Source organism: Tatumella terrea, from assembly GCF_039523755.1.
Taxonomy (GTDB): Bacteria; Pseudomonadota; Gammaproteobacteria; order Enterobacterales; family Enterobacteriaceae; genus Tatumella; species Tatumella terrea.
Window position 1 is genome coordinate 215,874 of the sequence record NZ_BAAAFX010000002.1, and the last position, 24,418, is coordinate 240,291.

Here is a 24,418-nt window from a genome sequence, read left to right on the forward strand (position 1 = left end):
ACCGTTTGTCACGCGTCTTCCTGATCTTCCTGCTGATCCAGCGCGTACCGGTATAAAGCATTTTTCTTCACGCCATGAATTTCAGCGGTGAGGGCGGCGGCTTTTTTCAACGGCAGTTCGCGCTGCAGAAGGCCGAGTGTCCGTAAGGCTTCCGGAGGCAGAGCTTGTTCATCGGCATGATAACCTTCGACAATCAGCACCATCTCACCTTTACGGCGGTTATCATCCTCGCGGACCCAGGCGAGCAGCTCCGCGACCGGCGCGCCGTAAATGCTTTCCCAGGTTTTAGTAATTTCCCGTGCCAGTACCACATAGCGGGAGCCGCCTAACTCCTGCACCATATCCTGCAGGCAGTCCAGTAAGCGGTGGGTAGATTCATAGAAAATCAGCGTCCGCGGTTCCTGCACTAAGGCGCGGAGGGCATCGCAGCGGCCCTTGGTTTTCGCCGGCAGAAATCCTTCGTAACAGAATCGATCGGACGGTAATCCCGAGGCACTTAATGCTGTGATCGCCGCGCAGGCTCCGGGGAGGGGGACCACCTTCAGTCCGGCTTCCCGGCATTTACTGACCAGATGATAGCCGGGATCATTGATTAATGGCGTACCTGCATCGGAGACCAGGGCTATACTTTGACCCGCCTGTAAGCGGCTGATGAGTTGGTCAGCTTTTTGTTGTTCATTGTGATCGTGCAGTGCGAACAGGCGCGCATTGATTGCGAAATGTTGTAGTAACATACCTGTGTGGCGTGTATCTTCTGCGGCAATCAAGTCTGCATCTGACAGGACAGTCAGCGCACGCTGAGTGATATCGCCCAGGTTACCAATGGGGGTCGGGACAATGTAGAGCGTGCCCGCAGAAATCTCTGTCTGATCGTTTTGTTTCATTGTTTCATCCGAATTGCCGATTTAATATTAGGCGTTCTGAGAAAAACATAACCGGATACCGTATGCTTCTTTCAAAAGTGAATCGTCGTAAAGCAGGGCGTTTTGTCCCCGTCGTTCTCGCCGGGCTGATTCTGGCGGCCTGTACCACTCAGCAGCCCCCGGCACCTGCTGTAGATGTGCAGGGCGCGGAAACTGGCACCTCTGCCTATTACCTGCAGCAGATGCAGCAAAGTCGTGATGATAGCAAGACCGGCTGGCAATTACTCGCAATCCGCGCGCTAATCAACGAGGGTAAAGCCCCGGACGCTGCAAAACTGCTGCAGACACTCCCTGATAACCTGACGGCAGTGCAAAAGCAGGAGCTGAGCTTACTGAAGGCGCAATACGCGGTATCTGTGCATAATGCCGCTGACGCCGTGCCGTCGCTGAAAGCGATTGACCTCAGCAGCTTATCTGCCGATCAGAAGGGCCGGTATTACCGTACCTATATTGCGGCAACCGCCGCACAACCGACGCTGGATACCCTGCGGGCCTTTATTGCTCTTCAGCCTCTGTTGCCGTCTGCGGACGAACAGCAGAAGAACATTAATGCGACCTGGCAGGCACTGCGTGCGATCCCTCAGCCGCAGGCAAATAACTTTGTCATTAATGCCAACGAAAATATTCTGCAGGGCTGGCTCGATCTGCTGGGTGTGTACTACCGCAGCAATAATAATCAGGATGCACTGAAAGCGGGGGTTAAAGACTGGCAGATCCGTTATCCGGATAACCCGGCGTCGAAACGACTGCCTGCCGGATTGCTGCAGAGTATGAATATGACGGCGGCCTCGACCAACACTATTGCTCTGTTACTTCCGTTAAGTGGCCCGGCGGCGATTTTCTCGCAGGCTATAGAGCAGGGGTTTGAGGATGCCCGTAACGGTGTGCTGGCGCAGGCATCGTCACCGCAAACCTCAGCAGCCTCCGCAGGACAAGCTTCGTCTGCAACGGCGGCACCGTCCGGGACCTCAGCACCGGTGGTTGGCAGTGCTGATATGCCTATCAGCGCCACCCGTCCTGCGGCAGCCGCCGCTCCCGCCGCTCCGGTCAGCCAGAATGCGGTGGTCAGTCCTTCCGCCGCGTCGGTGACATCGCTGACGGACCCGGCAGCGGGAAATCCCTCTGCTGCGTCGGCAGGGCAGGTGAACGCGACTCCGGCAACACCCGCCACCCCGGCACTTCCTGCTACCGCACCGGCGAACAGTCAGGCGCAGATCAGGGTCTATGATACCAATACCATGCCCGTGGATCAGTTACTGCAGCAAGCTCAGAGCGACGGCGCAACCCTGGTCGTTGGCCCGTTGCTGAAAGAGAATGTGCAGCAAGTGGCGAATACGTCCACCCCGCTCAATATCCTGGCGCTGAATGAACCGGACGGCTTACAGAATCATGCCAATATGTGCTATTTCGCCCTTTCTCCGGAAGATGAAGCCCGTGATGCGGCTCGCCATATCCGGGCGCAAAATAAGCAGATGCCACTGCTGTTAATTCCCGCCAACAGTTATGGGCAACGGGTGGCGAATGCCTTCGCGCAGGAATGGCAAAAGCTAGGCGGTTCCCAGGTTGAAGAGCAAACTTTCGGTTCGATTGCCGACCTGAAAGCCCGTATAAACAGTAATTCGGGCATTGCAATGACCGGAACACCGGTCACGGTGCAGCCTGCGAATAACACCGCCGGTTCTGCGGTCTCCGTGGCGGGGATGACCTTTAACGCACCACAGACGGCTCCTGAGGCTCCTGCCGCGGCATCCGGCAATATCGATTCTGTGTACATTGTGGCCAGCCAGGGTGAACTTGCGCTGATAAAGCCGATGATCACCATGCGCACCGGGTCCCGCAGTAATATTGCCCTCTATGCCAGCTCCCGCAGTTCTCAGTCCGGAGCCGGCCCGGATTTCCGTCTTGAGATGGACGGGCTGCAGTTCAGTGATATCCCATTGCTGTCCGGGGCGAACCCTGCTTTGATGCAACAGGCAGTGAAGAAGTTTAATAACGACTACTCACTGGCACGCCTGTATGCGATGGGGGTGGATGCCTGGACGCTGGCTAACCACTTTAGCCAGTTACGGAACAGTACCGGTTATCAGATCGACGGAAATACCGGTATTCTGAGTGCCGGCTCAAATTGTGTGATCGACAGGACGTTGTCATGGAATCAGTATTCTCAGGGAGAAATCGTACCGGTGCCACAGACCGCACACTGACCGGTAAAGGGTATGAGTGGCGGGCACGCCACTTTTTACAACAGGCCGGACTGGAGTGGGTCGCCAGTAATGTTCGCTACCGTTACGGTGAAATAGACCTCATTATGCGTGATACCTGTGGATGGGTATTTGTTGAGGTCCGTTTCAGAAAAAATGATCACTTTGGCGGTGCGCTGGCAAGCATCACCCGTGAAAAAAAGCGGCGTCTTCTTCGCGCCGCCGCGGCATGGCTTGCCGCCCGCCAGCAAAGTTTTGCTACGGATGACTGTCGTTTTGATATCATTGCCGTGACAGGAAGTGATGTGCAATGGATTAAAAACGCTTTTGATACCGAAATGTAATTATCAGGTGGTCGTGTGCAGGAAAGAATAAAGTCTTGTTTTACCGAAAGTATTCAGACGCAGATAGCGGCGGCAGAAGCGTTACCGGATGCGATTTCCCGGGCGGCGCTGACGCTGGTTCAGTCGTTACTTAACGGGCACAAAATACTGAGCTGTGGCAACGGTGCCTCCGCCGCTAATGCTCAGCATTTTACTGCAACGATGATAAATCACTTTGAAAATGAACGACCCAGCCTGCCGGCAGTCTCATTAAGTGCCGATAACATTATGCTTACCGCCATCGGAAACGATCGGCAACATGATGAAATCTACGCTAAACAGGTGCGTGCGCTGGGCCAGGCGGGTGATGTGTTACTGGCAATCTCGACCCATGGTAACAGCCGGGATATCGTCAAAGCCGTGGAAGCTGCAGTGACCCGCGATATGACGATTGTCGCATTAACCGGCTATGATGGCGGAGAACTGGCGGGGTTACTGGGTCCGCATGATGTCGAAATTCGTATTCCCTCTCATCGCAGTGCAAGGATTCAGGAAATGCATATGCTGACGGTGAATTGTCTGTGTGAACTGATCGATAACACGCTGTTTCCCCAGCAGGAATAATTGAAGGAGCATTGATGAAAATATTTTCTGTGTTAGCCGTAGTGATGTCCGCTCTGTTGTTACAGGGCTGTGCTGCTGTTGTGATTGGTAGTGCTGCGGTGGCCACAAAATCCGCGACTGACCCGCGTACCGTCGGGACTCAGGTGGATGATGGCACGCTGGAGCTCCGGGTCGCTAATGCCCTGGCGACAGATAAGCAGGTCAAAGCCGCGCATATCAACGCCACCGCTTATCAGGGTAAAGTCCTGCTGACGGGTGAGGCTCCGGATCAGTCTGTCGCGGATAAAGCGAAGCAGATCACCGCCGGTGTCGAAGGGGCTACCGAGGTGTATAACGAAATCCGTATCGGACCCAATGCAAGCCTGGGTACCTCCTCGACAGATACCTGGATCACCACGAAGGTACGTTCACAGTTGCTGGCCAGCGACAGAGTGAAATCGTCGAATGTGAAAGTGACCACAGAGCAGGGAGAAGTCTTTCTGCTGGGACTGGTGACGGCACAGGAAGGCCAGGCCGCCGCAGAGATTGCCAGTAAGATCAGCGGAGTAAAACACGTTACGACCGCATTTACTTTACTGCAATAATAGCCCTGTCAGGCAGCCGTTCAGGCTGCCTGCTCACTCCCGCAACAATCAATAATCAGCAACCGGCAGTCGCTTACGGCGGTAATATTCAGCTGTTTTTCATCGCTGATAAATACACCGTCTCCGCAACCGGCCTGAAGGGAAGTATTCTCTCCGCCCAGTGCCACTTCGCCATACACAGACTGCAGATAGCAATGAGACCCGTGCAGGGGAAAATTCTGTGTCTCTTCCTGCTGTAACGAAAGCTGAAAGACCCGGATCTGCTGACGGAGTTTGAGACTGCCTTGCTGCCCGTCGCCAGAGGCGATCAGTACAGACTGCTCATTGGCCGGTAACGGCCGGTGTTGCAGGATAGGCGCATTTTGTTCCGGACAGGTCTGCAACCACAGTTGTAAACGGACGAGATCGGTCGCCGGTGAGGGATTACTTTCGCGGAAAATCGTATTATCACCGGCAAACAGCAGTGCATCCCCGGCGCGTGCCGATGTCACCTGACCGTCACTGCTACGGTATTCGGCTTCACCCTGCAAAATAATATTCAGGACATCCACTCGCGGGAAACTGCGTGGCTGAAAGGTCGATCCCGCTGCCAGCACTTCCTGATTAAGTACCTGCAGATAGCCAAAACCGAGTAATTGCGGGTCAAAGTAGTGTCCGAAGGAAAAACTGTATCGGGACTTCAGCCAGCCATAGTCAGCACTGCCACACTTTTCAGCGGCTCTTAGCCTAAACATTTTTTTCCTCCGGCCAGTGATATTCTGCATTTATCTTAAAGCGCTGGACGGCTGAATGTTAGCCAGTTAATCTGCCTGCTCTGTTCAAATTTACTGAAAGAGAATCCGATTGTGAGAGAACGGGCACTGACACTTGAAGCGCTGCGCGTGATGGATGCCATTGAGCGGCGCGGTAGTTTTGCCGCCGCAGCTGATGAACTCGGTCGGGTTCCTTCAGCCCTCAGTTACACCATGCAGAAGCTGGAAGAAGAGCTGGATGTGGTGCTGTTTGACCGCTCCGGGCACCGGACAAAGTTCACTAATGTCGGTCGCCTGTTGCTGGATCGCGGCCGGGTGTTGCTGGACGCGGCAGATAAACTGACGACGGATGCGGAAGCCCTGGCGCGTGGCTGGGAACCCCATCTGTCCATCGTGACGGAAGCGCTGGTGCCTTGTGAGCACCTGTTCCCGCTGGTCAATCGTCTGGCCGAAAAGGCGAATACTCAGCTCTCACTGCAGACCGAGGTTCTGGCCGGTGCCTGGGAGCGCTTAGATCAGGGGAAAGCCGATATTGTGGTCGCCCCGGCACTTCATTTCAGGACTTCCAGCGAAATTAATACCCGTAAACTTTACAGCATGATGAGCGTGTATGTGGCCAGTCCGGATCATCCTATTCATCAGGAGCCGGAGCCGCTCTCAGAAACCACCCGGGTGAAGTATCGTGGGATTGCCGTTGCGGATACCGCCCGTGAACGTCCGGTCATTACGGTTCAGTTACTGGATAAACAACAGCGACTGACCGTGAGTTCACTGGCAGATAAACGCAAGGCCCTGCTTGCCGGTCTCGGTGTGGCCACCATGCCCTGGCCCTGGGTAGAAAAAGATGTTGCCGAAGGGCGTCTGAAGGTGGTGAGTCCGGAGTATAAAGCCGACATTAATATCATTATGGCCTGGCGACGGGACAGTATGGGGGAGGCGAAAGCCTGGGCCCTGCGCGAGATCCCGCGCTTACTGACAAAATATCAGACTTCCTCGCGGTGGTAACACCGCGCAGCCGGAAGCGGTACTGTCGTCAGCCGGCATCCCGGTGATGCGGAGCAAGCCAGTCATGCTGCAAACGGCCGGGTACAATGCCGGCGGCTGTGGTCACCGGAAGAAGCGGTACTGTCGTCAGCCGGTATCCCGGTGATGCGGAGCAAGCCAGTCATGCTGCTGACGGCCGGGCACAATGCCGCCGCCTGCGGTCCCCGGCAGTGGCACTGTCGTCAGCCAGCATCCCTGTGATGCGGGGCAAGCCAGTCATGCTGCAGACGGCAGGGGATAATGCCGGCGGGATTAAGATGCGGATGGCTGCGATAGTAGTGGTGACAGATATGGCGGAGGTCCACCGTATCGGCAATGCCGGGCTGTTGATAGATATCGCGTAAGTAGCCGTAGAGATTCGGGTAATCGCTGATGCGACGGCGATGGCATTTAAAATGCGTCACGTAGACGTCATCGAAACGGATCAATGTGGTCCACAGACGAATATCGGCTTCGGTCAGTTGTTCTCCGGCCAGATAACGTTGCTGTGACAGGATCTCTTCCGCTTTATCCAGCCCGTCGAACACCGCGTCTGCCGCGCTATCGTAGGCTTGCTGGCTGGTGGCAAAGCCTGCCTGATAAACACCGTTGTTAATTTGCGGATAGATCCATGCATTGAGGGCATCGATCTGTGGCTGCAATTCCTGAGGATAATAGTCGGGCGTTACGGCAGCCATCTCTGTAAACGCCGTATTCAGCATACGGACGATATCTGCTGATTCATTACTGACTATCGTTTCACGATGTTTATCCCATAACACGGGAACCGTAACCCGTGTCGTCGCCTGAGGATCGGCTTTCTGATACAGCTGATACAGGTAGTCCAGCTGATAAAGTGGATCACCGTCTGTCCGGGGAAAACCCCGGGCGAATGTCCAGCCATTTTCCAGCATCAGCGGGTGAACGACGGAGACGCTAATGAGCTTCTGTAATTGCTTCAGCTGTCGCAGGATAAGCGTCCGGTGTGCCCACGGACAGGCCAGCGACACGTACAGATGGTAGCGTCCCGGCTCAGCCACGAAGCCGCTCGCTCCGTGCGGCCCGGCCTGACCCTCGGCCGTGATCCAATGTCGCCATTGTGACTGTGTACGGACAAATTTGCCCTGACTGGCTGTCGTATCATAGCCAATATCGACCCAGCGACCTTCCTGTAGCATGCCCATCCAGTGCTCCCGGGATAACGTTCTGTGTGATAGAAAAAAGATGAGTATATGGCGTGACGGGGAATAAAAGGGCGGCGAAGTACAACTTCGGCCTTATTCCGGCCTGTGGGGGAAGAACTTTTCAGTCAGCGAGCCGCTGACTGAAAAGAGAGTCGCTTATTAGCGCCGTGGCAGCGCTTTACGGATCATCCGCCAGCTGCTCCATAAACCGAACCCACGCTTGGCCCAGCGGACAATAAACGCAGGATGGCGCATAGACCAGACCGCCGCCAGTCCGCTACCGATCGCAATATAACGGCGTAATCCTACGACGGTATGCCACAGAGTGTCATACCGGGCAGTCCCCTGATACCAGTCACGCTCGCAGGCTTTTAAATCCAGCCGTTGTTGCTGAACCAGAACCAGCAGGGCATTTTTACGTCGTTCTATATCGCGACGGCTCATGACTGACGCTCCTCCAGTAGCTTACGATCCGTGGAAAGTTCTTCACGGGAACTGCTCAGCAAGGTCGAACGCCGGGATTTAACAATGACCCAGATACCCAGTATCAGTGCCAGAGCAAACAACACCCCGGTGGTAACAGCAATTGCCATCAGACGATATTGAGGCTCTACAGCAACGATAACCAGGATCATCAAACTCATCAGTCCGAACGCTGTAAAAAGCATGGTTAATCCGACCATCAGCAACATCTGGATCAGATTCGCCTTTTCCTCTTCTAACTCGACAATTGCCAGACGAACCCGGGTCTCTACAATACTGACCAGGGTCGTGACCATGCGCTGGCCGACATTGATAAGGCCTTTTCCCGGACCTTCGTTCGGTGAATGATTATCCATAATTATCGACGCGAGATAAGAATACCGAAGACCACACCAATCGCCGCACCGATCCCGACGCCGTGCCATGGATTGTCGCTGACATATTCATGGGCTTTTTGTGCCGCTTCACGGGTGGTTTTACTGAGCTGCTGACCGGATTCCCCCAGGCTTTCCCGGGTCGAGTCTAATGTTGCCCGAGCTTTTTTATGTAACTTATCGACTTCAGATTTTGATTTATCACTGGTCCCGCTCAGTACTTCTTCCAGTGTGTCCGCCAGGGCAGACAGTTCAGCACGCAGATCCTTTGAAGATGGAATATCAGCCATATAAAACTCCTTCTGAAAGATGTTGGTTGGCTCCGCCGGGCGGAGAAAAGCACACAGGCACTTAAAAGAGACTTTTCAAACCGCAGAAAAAGGGCCTCTGTTTCTGCGTTATCAGGGCGATGCCGGGTGTGGCGCAGCACGGGTTACCTTGCTGCGGGAGCACTGGCGCTGAATTCCGGCTAATGCCTGTTTCAGGCCGTCGATCCTGTGCTGATTGTGATGCTGCCTCGCCAGTGAGATTTCATACTCAATATTGTTAATGTTGTCCTGAGGGTATCGCGGACAATGGGTCCCGCGGGCATCGGCAGTGACCGGTAATATCATCAGCACAATTAGCAGACCATCTACGCTCTTCATCAGGATCTCTTATCCCGGGCCTAAGTGCATGACATCTGTGTGATGTCACTACAAATTTACCTGACTGTTTTTACTTAGTTATCTGAGTATAGATAGCCCTGGCAGAAAGTTCAAAGTCAGGGCAGAGAGGAAATACAGAAAGCGCCTCTTTCCGGCATGCTGCCGCCGGGTCAGGCCGTGATATACCCTGCCGATAAGATGTGACTAAGGATACGCCGGGCAGCCAGTTGCTGCTCTTCATTTTCCAGGTGGATCACCAGACTATCGGGGCCCGGGGTAATACTTTTTATCGTGATCCCTCTGGCGGTGAGCTGCTGGTAAAGAAAGAAACCATCCGGCAGGCTCATCCCTTTATGGGTCACCATAATCCGTACGACCGGGTCACTCACGACCATGCCAGGCATCAGCCGTATCGTCGCGAGGATAATCAACGCGACGATCACGATAAAAGGGAGCAGCCGATACCTGGAGAACAGCGTTTGGCGGGACATTACAGAGATTTCCCGCCTTGCTGAGAACGTTTACGCCACAGAACATACAACGAGCCGAACAGACCAAAAACCAGCAACACCAGAGGTAACAGCATCAGACAAAACATCAGCTGATCTTCATACTTCTGGAATAAGGGGGTTTTACCGAGGGCGAAGCCGGCGCAGGTCAGGATAACAACCCAGAGTAATCCGCTAAACCAGTTAAAAAACTGGAACCGGGCGCTGCTCAGTCCGGAAATACCCGCAATGGTTGGCAGCAATGTGCGGACAAAGGCGATGAAACGGCCGATCAGTAATGCAGATAATCCGTGCCGGTGAAAAAGTGCATGCGCCCGCTGGTGATATTGTGCCGGAAGGTGAGACAGCCACTTCCTGACCAGCGGCGTATTGCCCAGCCATCGCCCCTGAATATAGCTGACCCAGCACCCCAGACTTGCCGCAACGGTGAGGATAAACAGGGTCATCGGGAAGCCCATAGTCCCTTTTGCGATCAACACGCCGACCAGGATGAGCAGGCTATCGCCCGGTAAAAACGCCGCAGGCAGCAGGCCATTTTCCAGGAATAAAATGATAAATAAAATGCCATAAATAGCCCATACCAGAGAAGGATCGGCGAGCGTTTCAAAATCCTGTTGCCAGAGTGCGTGCAGTAGGGCGTGTAAGGTATCCATTAACTGTTCCTGACCATCATTAATATTCCGGAAGAAGTCTTAAAGATAACGCATTCCGGAAAACCCGGAAGGGCAATGAGGTGACTTCTGAACACTTCACCACTGTTATCCGGGGAAGGATAACAGCAAATAATTGTAACAAAAAATAAGTAAGGGCAATAAGTTTAATCGCGCAGAGGCACAGAGTTTTACCTGTTCTGCGCGATTAAAAAAGGATATTTACACGGACTGACATTCTCCGTGGCTCTGCCGTGCAGAGAAGTCTTGCCGGTAAAGCCGGGAAACGGTGGCGAGTACAAAGAGGGGCACCGTGACGGCGCGGAAGAGATCCCGCACCGTTTCAGACCATTATCTGACCGACGCCTGGCGTTCCGGGCTTTCAGCCGTTCCGGAGACGGATTTTTTCATCGCTTCTGACTGGCAGACCGCGGCGGTAAACAGAATATCGGTGGAAGAGTTCAGTGCAGTTTCCGCAGAGTCCTGCAACACACTGATCAGGAACCCGACGGCGACGACCTGCATGGCGATATCATTAGGGATCCCGAACATATTACAGGCCACGGGGATTAACAGCAGAGAACCACCAGCGACTCCGGAAGCTCCGCAGGCACATAATGATGCCACCAGGCTCAGGACGACCGCCGTCGGTAAATCGACAGCGATGTTCAGGGTATGTACCGCCGCCAGGGTCATCACGGTGATGGTGACAGAGGCACCTGCCATACTGATATTGGCTCCCAGCGGAATCGAGACGGAATAGGTGTCTTCATCCAGATTCAGACGCCTGGCAATCGCCATATTTACCGGAATATTGGCGGCGGAGCTGCGGGTGAAAAATGCAGTTACACCGCTTTCCCGCAGGCATAAGAACACCAGCGGATAAGGGTTGCGGCGAATTTTCCAGAAGACCAGTAACGGGTTGACGACCAGTGCCATAAACAGCATACAGCCCAGGAGCACAGACAGTAAGGTCGCATAGCTCCACAATGCAGAGAAGCCGTTGGTGGCCAGCACCGAGGCGACCAGCCCAAAAATACCCAGCGGAGCACAGCGGATCACCTTACGTACCAGCCAGGTGACCGCAGAAGACATATCATTCAGCACCTGTCGGGTGGTATCACTGCTGTGCCGGAAAGCAAGGCCCAGGCCAATAGCCCAGACCAGAATACCGATATAATTAGCGTTCAGCAGTGCGTCAAACGGGTTAACGACCACACTAAGCAGTAAGCCGCGCAGGATCTCCTCAATGCCCCGGGGCGGAGTGACTCCCTGATGGACATCGGTCAGGCTTAATACCTGAGGGAAGTGGAAACTGGCAACCACGGCCACCACCGCAGCAAAGAAGGTACTGAGCAGATAAAGAATAGCGATCGGTTTGATATTCGTTTTCTGCCCCTGAGCATGGTTGGCGATCGACGAGATCACCAGTACCAGCACCAGTATCGGGGCAACGGCTTTTAAGGCATGAACAAAGAGTTCACCCAGTAACCCGACGTCGCGTGCACTTTCTTTTGACACCGCTGCCAGCAAAATACCCGCCAGCAAACCCGCAATGATCTGTCCAATCAGATTACCTGAGCTCAGCCAGAGCATCAGTTTGTTATTTTTTTTAATCATATAATATTTACTTATTTTTTAAGGAATTCTCATTTTCCTGACGTGGTTAGCGTCACTGAAAATAATGGGTCGCGGGCAAGTATAAGTAAAAGATATACATAATAAAGAAGAAATCAGACCGCCAGATTCTGCAGCCAGTGTGAAAATATCTTCAGGTGTGCGCTTGTTAGCGGTAAATCATGCAGATTGATTCTTACATGAAGGATTTGAGGGGGTTTTTCACCCCCTTCGGGATATTGTTTCGTTATAGCTTGTGCGCCATCTGACGGTTTTTCAGATGATTTATGCCCAGGGTGATCAGCAGGATGGCGGCAACCACCGTCAGGGATACTGCGGTCGGAATATGATAAACCTCCAGCAGCAGCATTTTTATGCCGATAAAGACCAGGATCACGGCCAGGCCATACTTCAGTAATGAGAACCGCTCAGCAACCCCTGCCAGCATAAAATACATGGCCCTCAGACCGAGGATGGCGAACAGATTTGAGGTCAGTACGATGAAAGGGTCGGTCGTGACGGCGAAAATAGCCGGAATACTGTCTACCGCAAAAATAACATCACTGAACTCCACCATGATCAGGGCCAGAAACAGGGGAGTGGCATACCTGAGCCCCTGGCGTTTAACAAAAAAACGCTCACCCTCCAGGGATTCTGTCATACGTATATGGCGGCGTAACCAGCGGACGACCGGCTTTTCTGTGCTGCTGTCTGCCGCTTCGTCGGAAGGGATCGCCATCCTGACCCCGGTGATCACCAGGAAGGCACCGAACAGATAAAGGATCCAGCTGAACTCACTCACCAGCCAGCTGCCGGCAAAAATCATAGCGGTACGCAGTACGATGGCACCCAGAACACCGTACACCAGGACCCGTTGTTGCAGGGCGGCCGGAATAGCAAAATAATTGAATAACATAAGCCAGACGAATACGTTATCTACAGCCAGTGCTTTCTCCAGCACATATCCGGTGAGAAAGGCCAGGGTTTGCGAAGAGGCAACCGCCGGACCTGCATGTTCCCGTAAATACCACCACAATGCGGCACTGAACAACAATGAAAGGGCGACCCAGACAACGGACCAGAGGGCGGCCTGTCTGACCGTCATACCGGCACGATCGCGGCGACCCTGTAAGCGAAGATCAACTAACAGCATGATCACGACAACTACGATAAAACTGCCCCAGAGGAGTGGGTTACCCACGCTGTGCATAATGTTTTCCCCGAAAAAAAACGGCTGAGATCAGAAGATATCAGCCGCTGTGGTGTGACAGGCAAACCTTACCTTCCGGCAAGGTCTCACTTGCAACACCGGATTTCCGGGTTGCGCGGCGACCGGTTGTTATACACAACGTAATGACGATCAGCCGGCTTTTAAGTTACTCCCCTTTGCTTTCTACAGGCTAGGAGGGATCAGGCATAAATTCAAGTAAAAAAGAAATAAAATGAAATATTCTGATAAATCTGTTCACTTAATTGCGGTAAACAGAGTCGATTGCCTCCGGCGGGCGACAGTTTTATCATAGCGGTTCTCCCTCCCGGCCCAGGATACTCAGTGAAAGAAGGTAAGCACGCACTCCGATGGATGGCACTACTGATAGCGATTCCGGTCGGATTCGCCGGCGCGATGGTTACGCTGGCTTTTCGTCATACCCTTGATTTTTTCAATCGCCTGCTGTTCGGGCGTAGTGATGATATCACTCTGGCGATGCATGCCTGGCCCTGGTACTGCTGGCCACTGATTGTGGGGGGCGGGGGACTGATAGCCGGTATCTTCCTGCAATATGCGGTCAGATTAGAGAAAAAACAGCGTATTAATACCGACTATCTGGATGTCATCAATGCCAGGCTGGATGCCGTTCCTACCCGTACCTCGTTGTTTCGGGCACTCTCGTCGATCGCCAGTATTTCCAGTGGGGCCTCCATAGGGAAAGAAGGACCGATGGTCCAGTTAGCGGCACTGTGCGGCAGTATTATCGGTCGTTTTCTGCCCGCCGCGACCTTGCTGAAAAACAGTGATGTTGTGGCGATGGCTGCGGCTGCCGGTCTGGCTTCGGTTTACCATGCACCGCTGGCCTCTGCGATTTTTGTCGCCGAAGTGGCTTTTGGTATCTCCGCCTTGCAGCGGTTGATCCCGCTGGTGATTTCAGCCGCCGTCTCGGTAATGACCTTGTGGTGGCTCGGTGACCGATCAGCCCTCTATCCGCTGGCTGAGGTACAGTTCGACGTCAGTATTACCAGCGTCGTGACGGTGGTGGCGATCGGCTGTATCGGCGGCCTGGCCGGGGCCGGATTTATCACCCTGACCGCCTACAGTAAAAAACAGTTTTCCCGGATCACCCGTCTGCCTTACCGGCTGGCGAGCGGCGGGATCGCCGTGGGCCTGTTAGCCATACTGTCCACGGATATTCTGGGAAATGGCTATGAAGTGATCGTCAATATCTTTCGCGGTCACTACCTGTTGTCCGGGCTGTTGCTGGTGCTGGTGTTAAAATTGCTGGCGACCTGTTGCTCCGTCGGCTCTTCTGCGGTCGGGGGCATGTTTACGCCTTCATTACTGATAGGGGCGCTGGTCGGGGCAATGTTTACGGTGCTGACGGTACACCTCGGGGTTGGCACACAGCCTGGCTGGCTTTACGCGGCCGTGGGGATGGGGGCCGTGCTGGCGGCTATCAGCCAGGCACCGTTAATGGCGATGCTGATGGTGATGGAAATGACCCTGAACAGCAGCCTGCTGTTCCCGTTGATGATAGCCACGGTACTGGCCACGATGGTGACCTATCGCCTGCAGTCCGCCGTGACTTATCCGCTGATCGCTACCCACTTTTCCCGTGCCGAAGCGAAGTTTGATTTTGATAACACCTCGATTGCTGAACTGATCATCCCCGGGGCGGCTATTTTGCCGGGAACCCCGGTCAGTGATGCTCTGGCGATCAGTACACTGAAGCGTGAACGCTACGTCTATGTCATCAATGAAAGCGGGCGCTTTCTGGGGGTGGTTTCTATTCATGAAATCGCAGCCAGTGTGCTTTCCCAGAAGATCACCTCAGACTCTCCGGTCAGTGCCGTGATGGATAACGAGTTTCCGTATGTCTGCCAGGGACAGAGCCTGCGGGAAGGCTGGGAGGCCTTTGAGAAGGTCACGTTAGAGCGTCTGCCGGTACTGAGTAATGATACCGAGCGCTATTTCCTGGGGGCGCTGACGAAAACCAGTCTGGTCCGTAAAGCCGGAGCCTTTATCTGAGCCAGCCGGAACCCGGTCTTTGCGGTTGGGTTTATCGGCTAAAGCCAGTATACTGCGCCCCTTTTCAGAAGCCCCTGTTTGCCAGACCCGTGCCGGAGATATCATGACCGTATTTGAAATGAGTGATTATTCACTTAACCTGCAACGCTTTCCGCGGACAGGCGATGACAGTGCTTTACAGGCCTGGGATGCCGCAGATGAATATCTGTTACAGCAGGAGATACCTCAGGGGCCGGTGTTTGTCTTTAACGACAATTTCGGGGCGCTGACCTGTGCGCTGGTCCATCAGGGGCGTCAGGTCTGGCACATCAGCGACTCACTGAATAGCCAGCAATCGGCACAGCAGAATCTGGCACTGAATGGCCTGGATGAAAGTCATGTCACCTTTGTCGATAGCATGACAGCGCTGCCGTTAATCCCCGCGGTTGTGCTGATTAAAGTGCCAAAAACTCTGGCCCTGCTGGAATTCCAGCTCGGGACGTTGCGTGATGTGCTGCAGCCGGACACGGTGATCATTGGCGGAGCGAAAGCGAAGGATATCCATAATTCCACGCTGGCGCTGTTTGAACGTATTATCGGCGAAACAAAAACCTCACTGGCAAAGAAAAAAGCGCGACTCATTTTCAGTCGCTTCACGGTGGCGGAAATGACCCCGCGTGATGTTGCCGAGCGGTGGCCGCTGGAAGGCACCCCGTATATTATCCATAACCACGCGAATGTTTTTTCCCGTCAGTCGCTGGATATCGGTGCCCGTTTCTTTATGCGTCACCTGCCTCGCGGTCTGGAAGGGGAGATCATTGACCTCGGCTGTGGTAACGGCGTGATCGGCCTGAAAGCGCTGGTGGAGAATCCTGAGGCTAATGTTCACTTTGTGGATGAGTCCTGGATGGCCGTCGCCTCGGCACAGATTAATGCGGAAACGAACCTGCCCCATGAGCTTTCCCGCTGCCGTTTCACGGTGAACAATGTGTTGAGTGGTTTCGCCCCGGACAGCTATTCGGCGGTGTTATGCAATCCGCCCTTCCACCAGCAAAATGCGATTACGGAGCATGTCGCCTGGCAGATGTTCCGTGATGCGTTCCGTTGCCTGCAATACGGCGGGGAATTAAGGATTGTTGCCAACCGTCACCTTGACCATGATCGAAAACTGAAAAAGCTTTTCGGTAACTGCCAGGTGGTGGGTTCTGATACAAAATTTGTCGTGCTGCGTTCCGTTAAACTCCGCTAAGCCGCAGGTCACCGGCGGGTCACTGAGTGTGGCCCGCCGGTCGTCAGGTCCGGTCTGCGCATGCTTTCAGGCTTAATTCCCGCCACCTTTCTGCGGGTCCCGGGTCCCGGAACCAAGCCGTAGCCCTTTAAACCGGTATCGTCTGTAAAACCCGATAACTGCTGTGCAGTCCGGCATAGTGCCGCAAACCCCGATATCCGGTGAAATAAGTGACGCGCCAGCGAAAGCGCATTTCCTCCGGGAACCCCGATATCTGCTGTGGAGTCCGGCATAGTACCGCAAACTCCGATATCCGGTGAAATAAGTGATGCGCAGCGACAGCGCAATTCCTCTGTTAACGCCGGCATCTGCTTCGCAGTCCGTTACTTCCTGTTTCCTGTGGCTCTCTCTGGTCTTCAGTCAGCCTGCGGCCGCGCGGGTAAATCACCGGCAATCCATGAAAAGCGTAACTGATAGCCTTCATCCGTATGAGTATTACGCCGGTAACTGGCCCCCGGTTCTGCCATACAGTAAGTACACTGATTCAGGTTATCGATCCGCGATGCCGCAATTCCTTCCTGCAGTAACATCCGGGTGGCCAGTGCCGGTAAATCCAGCCAGAAAGCGGGCTGTGTGGAGGGCGCGGTCGGGCGCAGAGCGCGGGGATTTATCGCCGGGTGAAAGGCGCCGGGGAGCGGCCCGCTGACATAACGGCAGGCTTTAATCTCTTCCACCAGGGGTAAACCCAGTTCATAGCAACAGGGGCCTATCGCCGGGCCGATCGCCACGAAAAGATCAGCGGCGGTGGATCCCGCCTGAAAAAATTGTCTCAGGGTCTGTTGCAATATCCCGGCCAGCGTACCTTTCAGCCCGGCGTGGGCTGCCGCCACCTGATGTGTTTTTTCTGATGCGATAAGTACCGGTAAACAGTCGGCAGTATAGATGGCGACCGGTTGCCCGTGATGGCTGAACAAGGCATCCGCCACCGACTGCTTCGGGGGAAAGTTACTCTCTGCCGGACAGACGGTAGCGGTATGACGCTGCAGAGCATAGGCTGTGTTATCGGGAGGACGCTGACCTGAAGGTAAAAAGCTATGTCTGACCCAGCCGAGAGAACGGAGAAGGGACGATTGCTGACCTGCGGAAGAGGGAAGGGACATAGGCATTTCCTGTTGAATAATTTCATCCAGCGATTGCATTTATAATGAAGATACTGCGATAGTCCTTACGGGGTCAATGACTGAATATTAACAATAAGATGAGGAAATTAAATGAAAAAGCGCTGGCTTTTAACCTTACCTGCGCTGGTAGTTCTTGGACTATCCGGCTGTGCGCAAAACACACAACAACGACTCAATGACCAGACGGTGACGGCGGTAAACTGGATGCAGCAATCCGGTGAATATCAGGCACTGACCTGGCAGGCATTCAATGCAGCCACGGCCGCGTTCGATCATGCCTCCTCGCTGACCGGTAAACCGAAAGCGGTGATTGTTGATCTGGATGAAACCATGCTGGATAACAGCGCCTATTCGGCCTGGCAGGCGAAGAATGGCAAATCTTTCAGTGATGCGACCTGGTCTGCCTGGACACAGGCGAAGCAAGCCCGTGCTATCCCGGGGGCGGTAGAGTTTGCCCGCTATGTCGACAGCCATGGCGGTACGGTGTTCTATGTCTCTAACCGTGATCAGAAAGACTATCAGGCCACCGTCGAAAATATGCAGGCACTGGGCTTTCCTGGCGTGAACGAAAAAACCGTGTTCCTGAGTACCGGTTCGTCTAATAAGCAGGCCCGTTTTGATCAGATCACCCAATCCGGGGCGAATGTGGTGCTATATATCGGTGATAACCTGAATGACTTTGGCGGGGCGACCTGGCATAAAGGGAATGCTGAGCGCCGTAACTTTGTCAGCAGTAATCATCAGTTGTTTGGTACCCGTTTTATTATTCTGCCCAACGCAGAGTACGGTGACTGGGAGAGCGGAATGGCTCCCGGCTATAACTCTCTGACCGACCAGCAAAAAATCGATGTCCGTGAGCAGCATTTGCGTGCGTGGGACGGAAAATAAAGATTAAGCGTTAAACGGGCGCCCTCTGCGGGGTGCCTTTTCACGATTAAATCCGGCCACCGACCGATATTCACTCTGTCAAAGCCTCCTCCGGTGCAGTAAAATTCCTAACTTCATCCAACATCCGTCGCTCCGTCATCGGAACCCTGACACTGAACGCCTGTCATCGCACACCCGATTGTGCGGTGTATGTTTCGGTTGACTACGGTTTTACCTTCAGGCAGGTCATTACGTTCTGCTGATTTCCGGGTGGTCTTTATCTGCGTGGTCCGCTGAGACACAGCTAACCGGGGCCGCAGGGATCCCGGTTTATGAAGACACGAGCAGGCACTGCCTGGGGTAGTAAGTCATGACATTTCGGGTATTCCGTGAAAAAAATACCGTTGCCAACGGACTGGTCATTTTTTTCTTAACCGCCTTCTTATGCGCTATCGGCAGCCATTTGCGTTTGCCGATGGTGTTATCGCTGTTCTGGATAGTCAATGCGGTCATTGCAGGGTTATTTATCCGTAAGCCCTGGCTGCACACGCCGCTGAACTATCTGTGGTGTTATGGCGGTATGGTGGCCAACGATGTACTTTTTTCCGGGTGGGCGATGGAATCGTTTACGATCAATATCGCAAATATTATTTTTATTCTTATCGCCTCCTGTGCCCTGAACCGTTACCCGCCTTATTTGCAGGGGAAAGCCAATATTCGTCATATTATGCTGATTTTCCCCGTCTGTTTGCTGGCGGCATTGGCCTGCGGTCTCTGGGGGGCACTGGCCTCGGGGGGGATCAATAGCGGGATCGCGTTTATGCTGTCTGCCGGCGACTGGAGCAGTGAACAGTTTTCGACCGGCCTGCTGTTATTACCCCTGATCCTGACGTTTTATCGGAAAAGCGACTATCACTGGCGTCTGCATTCTTTGTTACCGATAGGGTCGGTGATCCTGTTATTAGCCGCCGCCATTATGCTGGGCGGGCCGGGTAGCCTGGCGATCCCCCTGCCCGGGCTTATCTGGTGTGCACTGGTGTTACCGATTTCCGTGACCTGTCTGATGACGTGCCTGACCGGTGTGGCGGAAATCATGCTGATTTATATGAATATTATCCGCGTCAGTTCCGGCTTTTTACCTTCGGCGGTGACACCGCTGATTTCGGTACGTCTCGGGATTGCGGCGCTGGCACTGACGCCTTATATGGTAGCGGTCAGTCTGGAGGCCATTCGGGAGTTAAACCGGCAACTGGCGACGCGTGCTAATTACGATTTCCTGACCCGCCTGCTCTCGCGGGCCGGATTATTCGACAGCCTGACCCGACAGCCTTTCCGCCCCGGTAAGACGATGGGGTTGATCCTGCTGGACGTGGATTTCTTTAAGCAGATCAATGATAACTACGGCCATGATGGCGGTGATTTGGTATTACGGGAAATCAGTCGCCGTCTGGCGGGATCGGTAGTCCCGTCGGCCAGACTGTCACGCTTTGGTGGTGAGGAGTTTGCTGTGGTTCTGTTTGAATGTGATGAACCCCGATTATACCGGCAGGCTGAGGCTTTACGCCTGGCCGTCTCCGGTGAGCCTTTTACCGTAGTACAGGGAGAAATTCCTGTGTCGGTCAGCCTGGGCACTGCGCTGGAAATTGCCGGTGAGGACAAGAACTGGACCACAGTAATGAACCGTCTGGTCAGCGTGGCGGACAGTCATCTGTATACTTCAAAACGTAGTGGCAGAAACCGGACAACTCCGGTCTGGCAGGAGCCTGCCAGACCGGGGGAACCTGACATCGATTAGTGGTCAAAGGCCGCTGTCATTTGTTTATCCTGGTCATAACGTTCAAACGCCAGTTCAATCAACCGGGTGATCAACTCACTGTACCCGAGACCACTGGCCTGCCAGAGTTTAGGGTACATGCTGATATTGGTGAAGCCAGGTAATGTATTGATTTCGTTGATAATAACCTGGTTTTCCGGTGTCAGGAATACATCGACACGCGCCATGCCACAACATTCGAGTGCCTGAAACGCCTGCAGTGCGATTTCACGGATACGGCTATCGGCATCCGGGGATATCTCTGCCGGTACGACCACCTGTGCGCCTTGCTCATTAATGTACTTGGTCTGATAAGAGTAAAACTCATCACTGAGCACGATTTCACCGCAGTGGCTGGCTTCAGGCTGGTCGTTGCCGAGCACAGCACATTCGATTTCACGTCCGACAATGCCGGTCTCGATCAGCACCTTACGGTCATAGCGGAACGCTTCTTCTAACGCCGGCAGTAATTCGCCGGCATGGTGAACTTTACTGACCCCGACAGAAGAGCCCTGGTTCGCCGGTTTTACAAACAGGGGCAGTCCCAGCTCTGCGATCACCGCGGCCGGATCGATCTCCTGCTGGCGGTTACGGTAAGCGGTAATGAAAGGTGCAACCTGTAATCCGGCATCCCGTAACAGGCGTTTAGTGACTTCTTTATCCATGCTGACCGCGGAGCCGAGGACGCCGGAGCCGACAAAGGGCAGGTTTGCCATCCGCAGCAGCCCCTGTAGAGAACCGTCTTCACCCAGCGTGCCGTGGACAATCGGGAAGATGACATCGACCTGCGGCACAGGTGCCAGTACGTCACGCTCAATTAACTGTTGCTGTTCCTTACCGGGAACCAGTGCGACCTCGCGGGCCGAACGGTTAAGCGCAATATGCTGAGGGTCATTAGCATGCAGTAAGAAATCAGACTGCTCATTCAGTTGCCAGTATCCCTGCTTATTAATCCCCAGAAGCACAACTTCAAATTTTGTTTTATCAATAGCATCAATGATATTTTTGGCTGACTGTAATGAGACTTCATGCTCAGCCGATTTCCCACCAAAAATAATTCCTACACGTTGTTTTGTCATTCTGGTCTGCCTGAATAGCCTGGTACAAAGGCACAACATACCATGCAGCGAAAGGCGACAACAGTACTCTGCTTGATTACGCGCCGGGTGGCTCATTTTTCAGACCAAAGATAAGCGTTGTTACTGTCCTGTCCACTCGCGCAACAGGTTATGGTACAGATGCAGTAACGAAACACCGACCGCCGGGGCTTCTGCGTTTTGTTGCAGAGTGCGGATGTTTTCATCGAGAGAAATCAGCATGGCACGTTTGTTTTCATCACGGATCATCGACTGGATCCACATAAAGGAGGCCAGACGCTCTCCGGACGTCACCGGTGTCACACAATGCAAACTGCCGGAGGGGTAGAGCACCATGTCCCCCGCGGGTAATCTGACCCGGTGCTCGCCATAGGTATCCTTAATCACCAGTTCTCCGCCCTGATAACTGTCCGGGTCTGAGAGAAATAAGGTGGCGGAAATGTCTGTTCTCAGCCAGGCGTTGCCTTCACGCCGCACGGCTCCGTCGACATGAAACCCGTAGGTGCCCCCTTCGCGGTAACGGTTGAACAGCGGGCTGGAAATATTGACCGGCAGAGTGGCCGAGAAAAACTGCGGGTGGCTGTTGAGTTTATCCAGCACAAAACGTTGTAACTCCTGCCATTCATGGCTGGCGGTATCGACCTGCTGGTTAGACTTGACCTCAGCCCCCAGATGGCCGGTGGTGGCCCGCCCATCGACCCAGGGGCTGACCGCCAGTTTATTACGGATCAGTCTGACTTCGTCCGGGCTGAGCAGGCCGGAGATTTTTTGCATCATAAACAGGTTCCTGCAAAGATGCCGCAGCCAGGCTGCGGCATGTCGGGGATCAGAAATGAACGTTGGCGGTCAGCATCCAGCTGCGCTCTGCGCCCGGGAAGTACCGGTAGCCGCTTTTATTTATGGACGCCACATAATGGGTATTAAAGACGTTATAGACGTTCAGTTGCAGATCCAGATTATTGTTCACACGGTAGCCGGCCATGGCGTCGGCGACCCAGTAATTATCGACTTTATCCGGTGTTCCTGCCGCACCATCGGACCCGCGATGCATGCTGCCCACATAGCGGGCCCCGGCCCCGGCCAGCAGCTTATCGGTCAGCTGATAGGTCGTCCAGGAGGTGAATGCATGTTTCGGGGTATAACTCAGCGCAGAGGACCCGTCATTACTGACAGTACTGCCTTCTTCGACGACGGCATTCTGCAGGGTATAGCCCATCATCAGATGCCATTTATCGGTCAGATTACCGCTGGCAGTCAGTTCGTATCCCTGTACGCGCTTGCGCCCGGTCTGGACATAGTCGAGCGTGATCGGGTCCCGGGTCACTTCATTACGGATATCGGTACGGAACAGTGCACCGCTCAGTAACAGGGTGTCATCAAACAGGCTCCACTTGGTGCCTACTTCTGCCGTCGCGGTTTTTTGTGGCTGGAAGTCGGTACGGTTCGCACTGTTGCCGCTTCCGCTTTCGGCCAGCTGGAAGTTGCTGCCGCCCGGAGGTTGCTGTGAAACGCCATAGTTAATATAGACGTTCCCCTGCGGGGTCAGATGATACAGGGCACCGGCTTTCCAGTTAAACAGTTTACCGCTTTTGGCGGTGTCTACCGTCGATACCGGTGTCCCGGCAGAGACTCCTGCCGGACAACTGACGGCACCGCGTCCTGTTCCTCCGCAGACCGATAAGGCGCTATAGCGGGTACGGTAACTGTCCAGTCGGACACCTCCGTTCAGCTCGAACGCCGGTGTGACCTGTAAGGTATCAAAGGCATACACGCCAAAGGTATCGGTCGTTCCCCGCGCATCGGCCCCGGTCGGGGTCAGTCCGCCAATGGATACATCACTGTCGGGATGATAGATATTCACCGCCGGTGCCGTCAGAGATTTCACACCGTAGTTGACCTGTGTTTCCCGCGTCACTTCTACCCCGGTACTGATATCGTGGCTCACGGCCCCGGTGGAAAAACGGGAGGTCAGATTGGTCTGGTTAGTGACTATCTTGTTCAGAGCATCTTTGGTGTTGATCAGTCGCGCCCAGTCCCAGTCACCCGCAGAGGCGGAGCCGTGGGTCGTGATCTGGGTGTTTCCGCCCATAATCGACGTCAGTAAATATTTCTGACGTGTCTCTGACCAGCGGGTGGTGTTACGAAGCGTCGTGTTGTCAGAAAAATCATGTTCGAAACGCAGGGTCGCGGTATCACTGTCGGAAATATCAAAATCAGAGTCCGTGCCGTAATAATTGTGGGTGTTGACCTTCCCGCTGCTATTCAGTGCTGCAAAGCCTGCCGGGGCAGTATAGCCCGGCAGACCGATCGTCGGGATACCGCCATCCGGAGTGTTGTGTTGATGTACATGTTCATAATCCAGATAGAGCCGCGTTGGCGTATCCAGTCCGAAAGCGATTGAAGGGGCAATCCCATACTTTTCATGGCTGATATTATTACGGGTATTGCTATGACCTTTGTCGCCCATCATGTTGACACGAAAAGCGGTCGTATCATTAATCATCTGATTATAGTCGACGGTGGCACGTCGTTCAGAACCACTGCCATAGCTCACCGATCCTGCGACAGAGGTTCCTGCCAGTGGCTGTTTGGAAATCCGGTTGATGGACCCGGACGGGGCGCTGCGGCCATAATCCGACCCGGAAGCCCCTTTAATGACTTCAACGCTCTCGGTGTTGAAGGTGTCGCGGGTCGTGGTGCTGATATCGCGGATCCCGTCCAGATAAATACTGGACGACGTATCGATGCCGCGCATATAAATCGTATCCCCGGTCGAGGTACTGCCGTTTTCCCCGGCAAAAAATGCCCCGGCCCCGGCGACGTTTTTCAGCGCATCCGTCAGGGTCGTGGCCTGCTGCTCCTGCATCACCTGTTGCGGAATGACCGTGACCGTCCGTGTGGTGTCAGCCAGCGGGCGGGTAAATTTCGGGTCAGACAGTGTCTGTGGCAGGTAAAGCGACGGTAAGGTACCTTTGACCACCAGGGTCTCGTCCGGGCCAGAGGCTTTTTTCGGGCTTCCGGCGACAGGCGTCGGTGGGGTTAATGCGGTCTCAGTGGCTGACATCGCGGGTGCAGAAAGGCCGACACACAGACTGGCGAAAATGGTCAGTGTGCCTGA

At 54.1% G+C, this 24,418-nt stretch carries 24 protein-coding genes; 9 read left to right on the forward strand and 15 right to left on the reverse strand.

Annotation, left to right across the window (positions count from 1 at the left end; genetic code table 11):
* Positions 1-8: 8 nt before the first annotated feature.
* Positions 9-884, reverse strand: a complete 876-nt coding sequence (rsmI, locus tag ABD035_RS01050) for a 16S rRNA (cytidine(1402)-2'-O)-methyltransferase (RefSeq protein ID WP_343866980.1) — start codon at positions 882-884, stop codon at positions 9-11.
* Between the two features lie 62 nt (positions 885-946).
* Between rsmI and ABD035_RS01055 the strand changes: the two genes are divergently transcribed.
* The 4 genes from ABD035_RS01055 to dolP are packed head-to-tail and all read left to right on the forward strand — an operon-like array spanning position 947 to position 4,655.
* Complete coding sequence (locus tag ABD035_RS01055; RefSeq protein WP_343866982.1) at positions 947-3,127, forward strand: penicillin-binding protein activator; 2,181 nt, start codon at positions 947-949, stop codon at positions 3,125-3,127.
* Complete coding sequence (locus tag ABD035_RS01060) at positions 3,073-3,468, forward strand: YraN family protein (RefSeq protein ID WP_343866984.1); 396 nt, start codon at positions 3,073-3,075, stop codon at positions 3,466-3,468. The genes ABD035_RS01055 and ABD035_RS01060 overlap by 55 nt, the downstream gene beginning before the upstream one ends.
* 15 nt (positions 3,469-3,483) lie before the next feature.
* Positions 3,484-4,071 carry a DnaA initiator-associating protein DiaA gene (gene diaA, locus ABD035_RS01065; protein WP_212713169.1) on the forward strand — a complete coding sequence of 196 codons (588 nt, stop codon included), beginning with the start codon at positions 3,484-3,486 and terminating at the stop codon, positions 4,069-4,071.
* Positions 4,072-4,085: 14 nt separating this feature from the next.
* Positions 4,086-4,655 (forward strand): division/outer membrane stress-associated lipid-binding lipoprotein, encoded by a 570-nt coding sequence (gene dolP, locus ABD035_RS01070; RefSeq protein WP_212713168.1) that lies wholly within the window; start codon positions 4,086-4,088, stop codon positions 4,653-4,655.
* A 20-nt stretch (positions 4,656-4,675) separates the two neighbouring features.
* Here the strand turns inward: dolP and ABD035_RS01075 are convergent, their stop codons facing one another.
* Positions 4,676-5,389 carry a pirin family protein gene (locus ABD035_RS01075; protein WP_343866987.1) on the reverse strand — a complete coding sequence of 238 codons (714 nt, stop codon included), beginning with the start codon at positions 5,387-5,389 and terminating at the stop codon, positions 4,676-4,678.
* 108 nt (positions 5,390-5,497) lie between these two features.
* Here ABD035_RS01075 and ABD035_RS01080 point away from each other — a divergent pair, with 108 nt between their 5' ends.
* Positions 5,498-6,412 carry a LysR family transcriptional regulator gene (locus ABD035_RS01080; protein WP_212713222.1) on the forward strand — a complete coding sequence of 305 codons (915 nt, stop codon included), beginning with the start codon at positions 5,498-5,500 and terminating at the stop codon, positions 6,410-6,412.
* Positions 6,413-6,633: 221 nt separating this feature from the next.
* Here the strand turns inward: ABD035_RS01080 and ABD035_RS01085 are convergent, their stop codons facing one another.
* The 9 genes from ABD035_RS01085 to ABD035_RS01125 form a co-directional block, all read right to left on the reverse strand.
* Positions 6,634-7,614, reverse strand: a complete 981-nt coding sequence (locus tag ABD035_RS01085) for a glutathione S-transferase family protein (protein ID WP_343866989.1) — start codon at positions 7,612-7,614, stop codon at positions 6,634-6,636.
* A 159-nt stretch (positions 7,615-7,773) separates the two neighbouring features.
* On the reverse strand, positions 7,774-8,058 hold the full coding sequence (locus tag ABD035_RS01090; RefSeq protein WP_212713165.1) for a YqjK-like family protein: 285 nt from the start codon (positions 8,056-8,058) through the stop codon (positions 7,774-7,776).
* A complete protein-coding gene (locus ABD035_RS01095; protein ID WP_212713164.1) occupies positions 8,055-8,453 on the reverse strand; it encodes a phage holin family protein in 399 nt (132 codons plus the stop codon). Before ABD035_RS01095 ends, ABD035_RS01090 begins: the two co-directional genes overlap by 4 nt.
* 2 nt (positions 8,454-8,455) lie before the next feature.
* Entirely contained in the window at positions 8,456-8,761 is a 306-nt protein-coding gene (locus tag ABD035_RS01100; protein WP_343866993.1) for an ElaB/YgaM/YqjD family protein, read from the reverse strand.
* A 111-nt stretch (positions 8,762-8,872) separates the two neighbouring features.
* A complete protein-coding gene (locus ABD035_RS01105) occupies positions 8,873-9,118 on the reverse strand; it encodes a DUF1090 family protein (RefSeq protein ID WP_343866995.1) in 246 nt (81 codons plus the stop codon).
* A 170-nt stretch (positions 9,119-9,288) separates the two neighbouring features.
* Positions 9,289-9,609 carry an EnvZ/OmpR regulon moderator MzrA gene (gene mzrA, locus ABD035_RS01110; protein WP_212713162.1) on the reverse strand — a complete coding sequence of 107 codons (321 nt, stop codon included), beginning with the start codon at positions 9,607-9,609 and terminating at the stop codon, positions 9,289-9,291.
* Positions 9,609-10,280 carry a DedA family protein gene (locus ABD035_RS01115; RefSeq protein ID WP_212713161.1) on the reverse strand — a complete coding sequence of 224 codons (672 nt, stop codon included), beginning with the start codon at positions 10,278-10,280 and terminating at the stop codon, positions 9,609-9,611. The genes mzrA and ABD035_RS01115 overlap by 1 nt, the downstream gene beginning before the upstream one ends.
* 348 nt (positions 10,281-10,628) lie before the next feature.
* Complete coding sequence (gene sstT / locus ABD035_RS01120) at positions 10,629-11,897, reverse strand: serine/threonine transporter SstT (protein ID WP_212713160.1); 1,269 nt, start codon at positions 11,895-11,897, stop codon at positions 10,629-10,631.
* Between the two features lie 244 nt (positions 11,898-12,141).
* Entirely contained in the window at positions 12,142-13,104 is a 963-nt protein-coding gene (locus tag ABD035_RS01125) for a TerC family protein (protein ID WP_212713159.1), read from the reverse strand.
* A gap of 342 nt (positions 13,105-13,446) precedes the next feature.
* Between ABD035_RS01125 and ABD035_RS01130 the strand changes: the two genes are divergently transcribed.
* Positions 13,447-15,135, forward strand: coding sequence for a chloride channel protein (locus ABD035_RS01130; RefSeq protein ID WP_343867002.1), 1,689 nt, complete (start codon positions 13,447-13,449; stop codon positions 15,133-15,135).
* Between the two features lie 103 nt (positions 15,136-15,238).
* Entirely contained in the window at positions 15,239-16,363 is a 1,125-nt protein-coding gene (gene rlmG / locus ABD035_RS01135) for a 23S rRNA (guanine(1835)-N(2))-methyltransferase RlmG (RefSeq protein ID WP_343867004.1), read from the forward strand.
* Between the two features lie 395 nt (positions 16,364-16,758).
* Here the strand turns inward: rlmG and ABD035_RS01140 are convergent, their stop codons facing one another.
* Positions 16,759-17,502 (reverse strand): purine nucleoside phosphorylase YfiH/LACC1 family protein, encoded by a 744-nt coding sequence (locus ABD035_RS01140; RefSeq protein ID WP_343867006.1) that lies wholly within the window; start codon positions 17,500-17,502, stop codon positions 16,759-16,761.
* Between the two features lie 111 nt (positions 17,503-17,613).
* Here ABD035_RS01140 and ABD035_RS01145 point away from each other — a divergent pair, with 111 nt between their 5' ends.
* Both ABD035_RS01145 and ABD035_RS01150 read left to right on the forward strand, forming a co-directional pair.
* Positions 17,614-18,411, forward strand: a complete 798-nt coding sequence (locus tag ABD035_RS01145) for a 5'-nucleotidase, lipoprotein e(P4) family (protein WP_212713155.1) — start codon at positions 17,614-17,616, stop codon at positions 18,409-18,411.
* A 349-nt stretch (positions 18,412-18,760) separates the two neighbouring features.
* Complete coding sequence (locus tag ABD035_RS01150; RefSeq protein ID WP_343867008.1) at positions 18,761-20,185, forward strand: GGDEF domain-containing protein; 1,425 nt, start codon at positions 18,761-18,763, stop codon at positions 20,183-20,185.
* Here ABD035_RS01150 and ddlA read toward each other — a convergent pair.
* From ddlA to ABD035_RS01165, 3 genes are all read right to left on the reverse strand, one after another.
* Positions 20,182-21,282 (reverse strand): D-alanine--D-alanine ligase, encoded by a 1,101-nt coding sequence (gene ddlA / locus ABD035_RS01155; RefSeq protein WP_212713153.1) that lies wholly within the window; start codon positions 21,280-21,282, stop codon positions 20,182-20,184. The two genes, ABD035_RS01150 and ddlA, sit on opposite strands and share 4 nt — an antisense overlap.
* A 120-nt stretch (positions 21,283-21,402) precedes the next feature.
* Positions 21,403-22,077, reverse strand: a complete 675-nt coding sequence (locus ABD035_RS01160) for a Fe2+-dependent dioxygenase (protein ID WP_343867011.1) — start codon at positions 22,075-22,077, stop codon at positions 21,403-21,405.
* A gap of 49 nt (positions 22,078-22,126) precedes the next feature.
* Complete coding sequence (locus ABD035_RS01165; RefSeq protein ID WP_343867297.1) at positions 22,127-24,364, reverse strand: catecholate siderophore receptor Fiu; 2,238 nt, start codon at positions 24,362-24,364, stop codon at positions 22,127-22,129.
* Positions 24,365-24,418 lie beyond the last annotated feature (54 nt).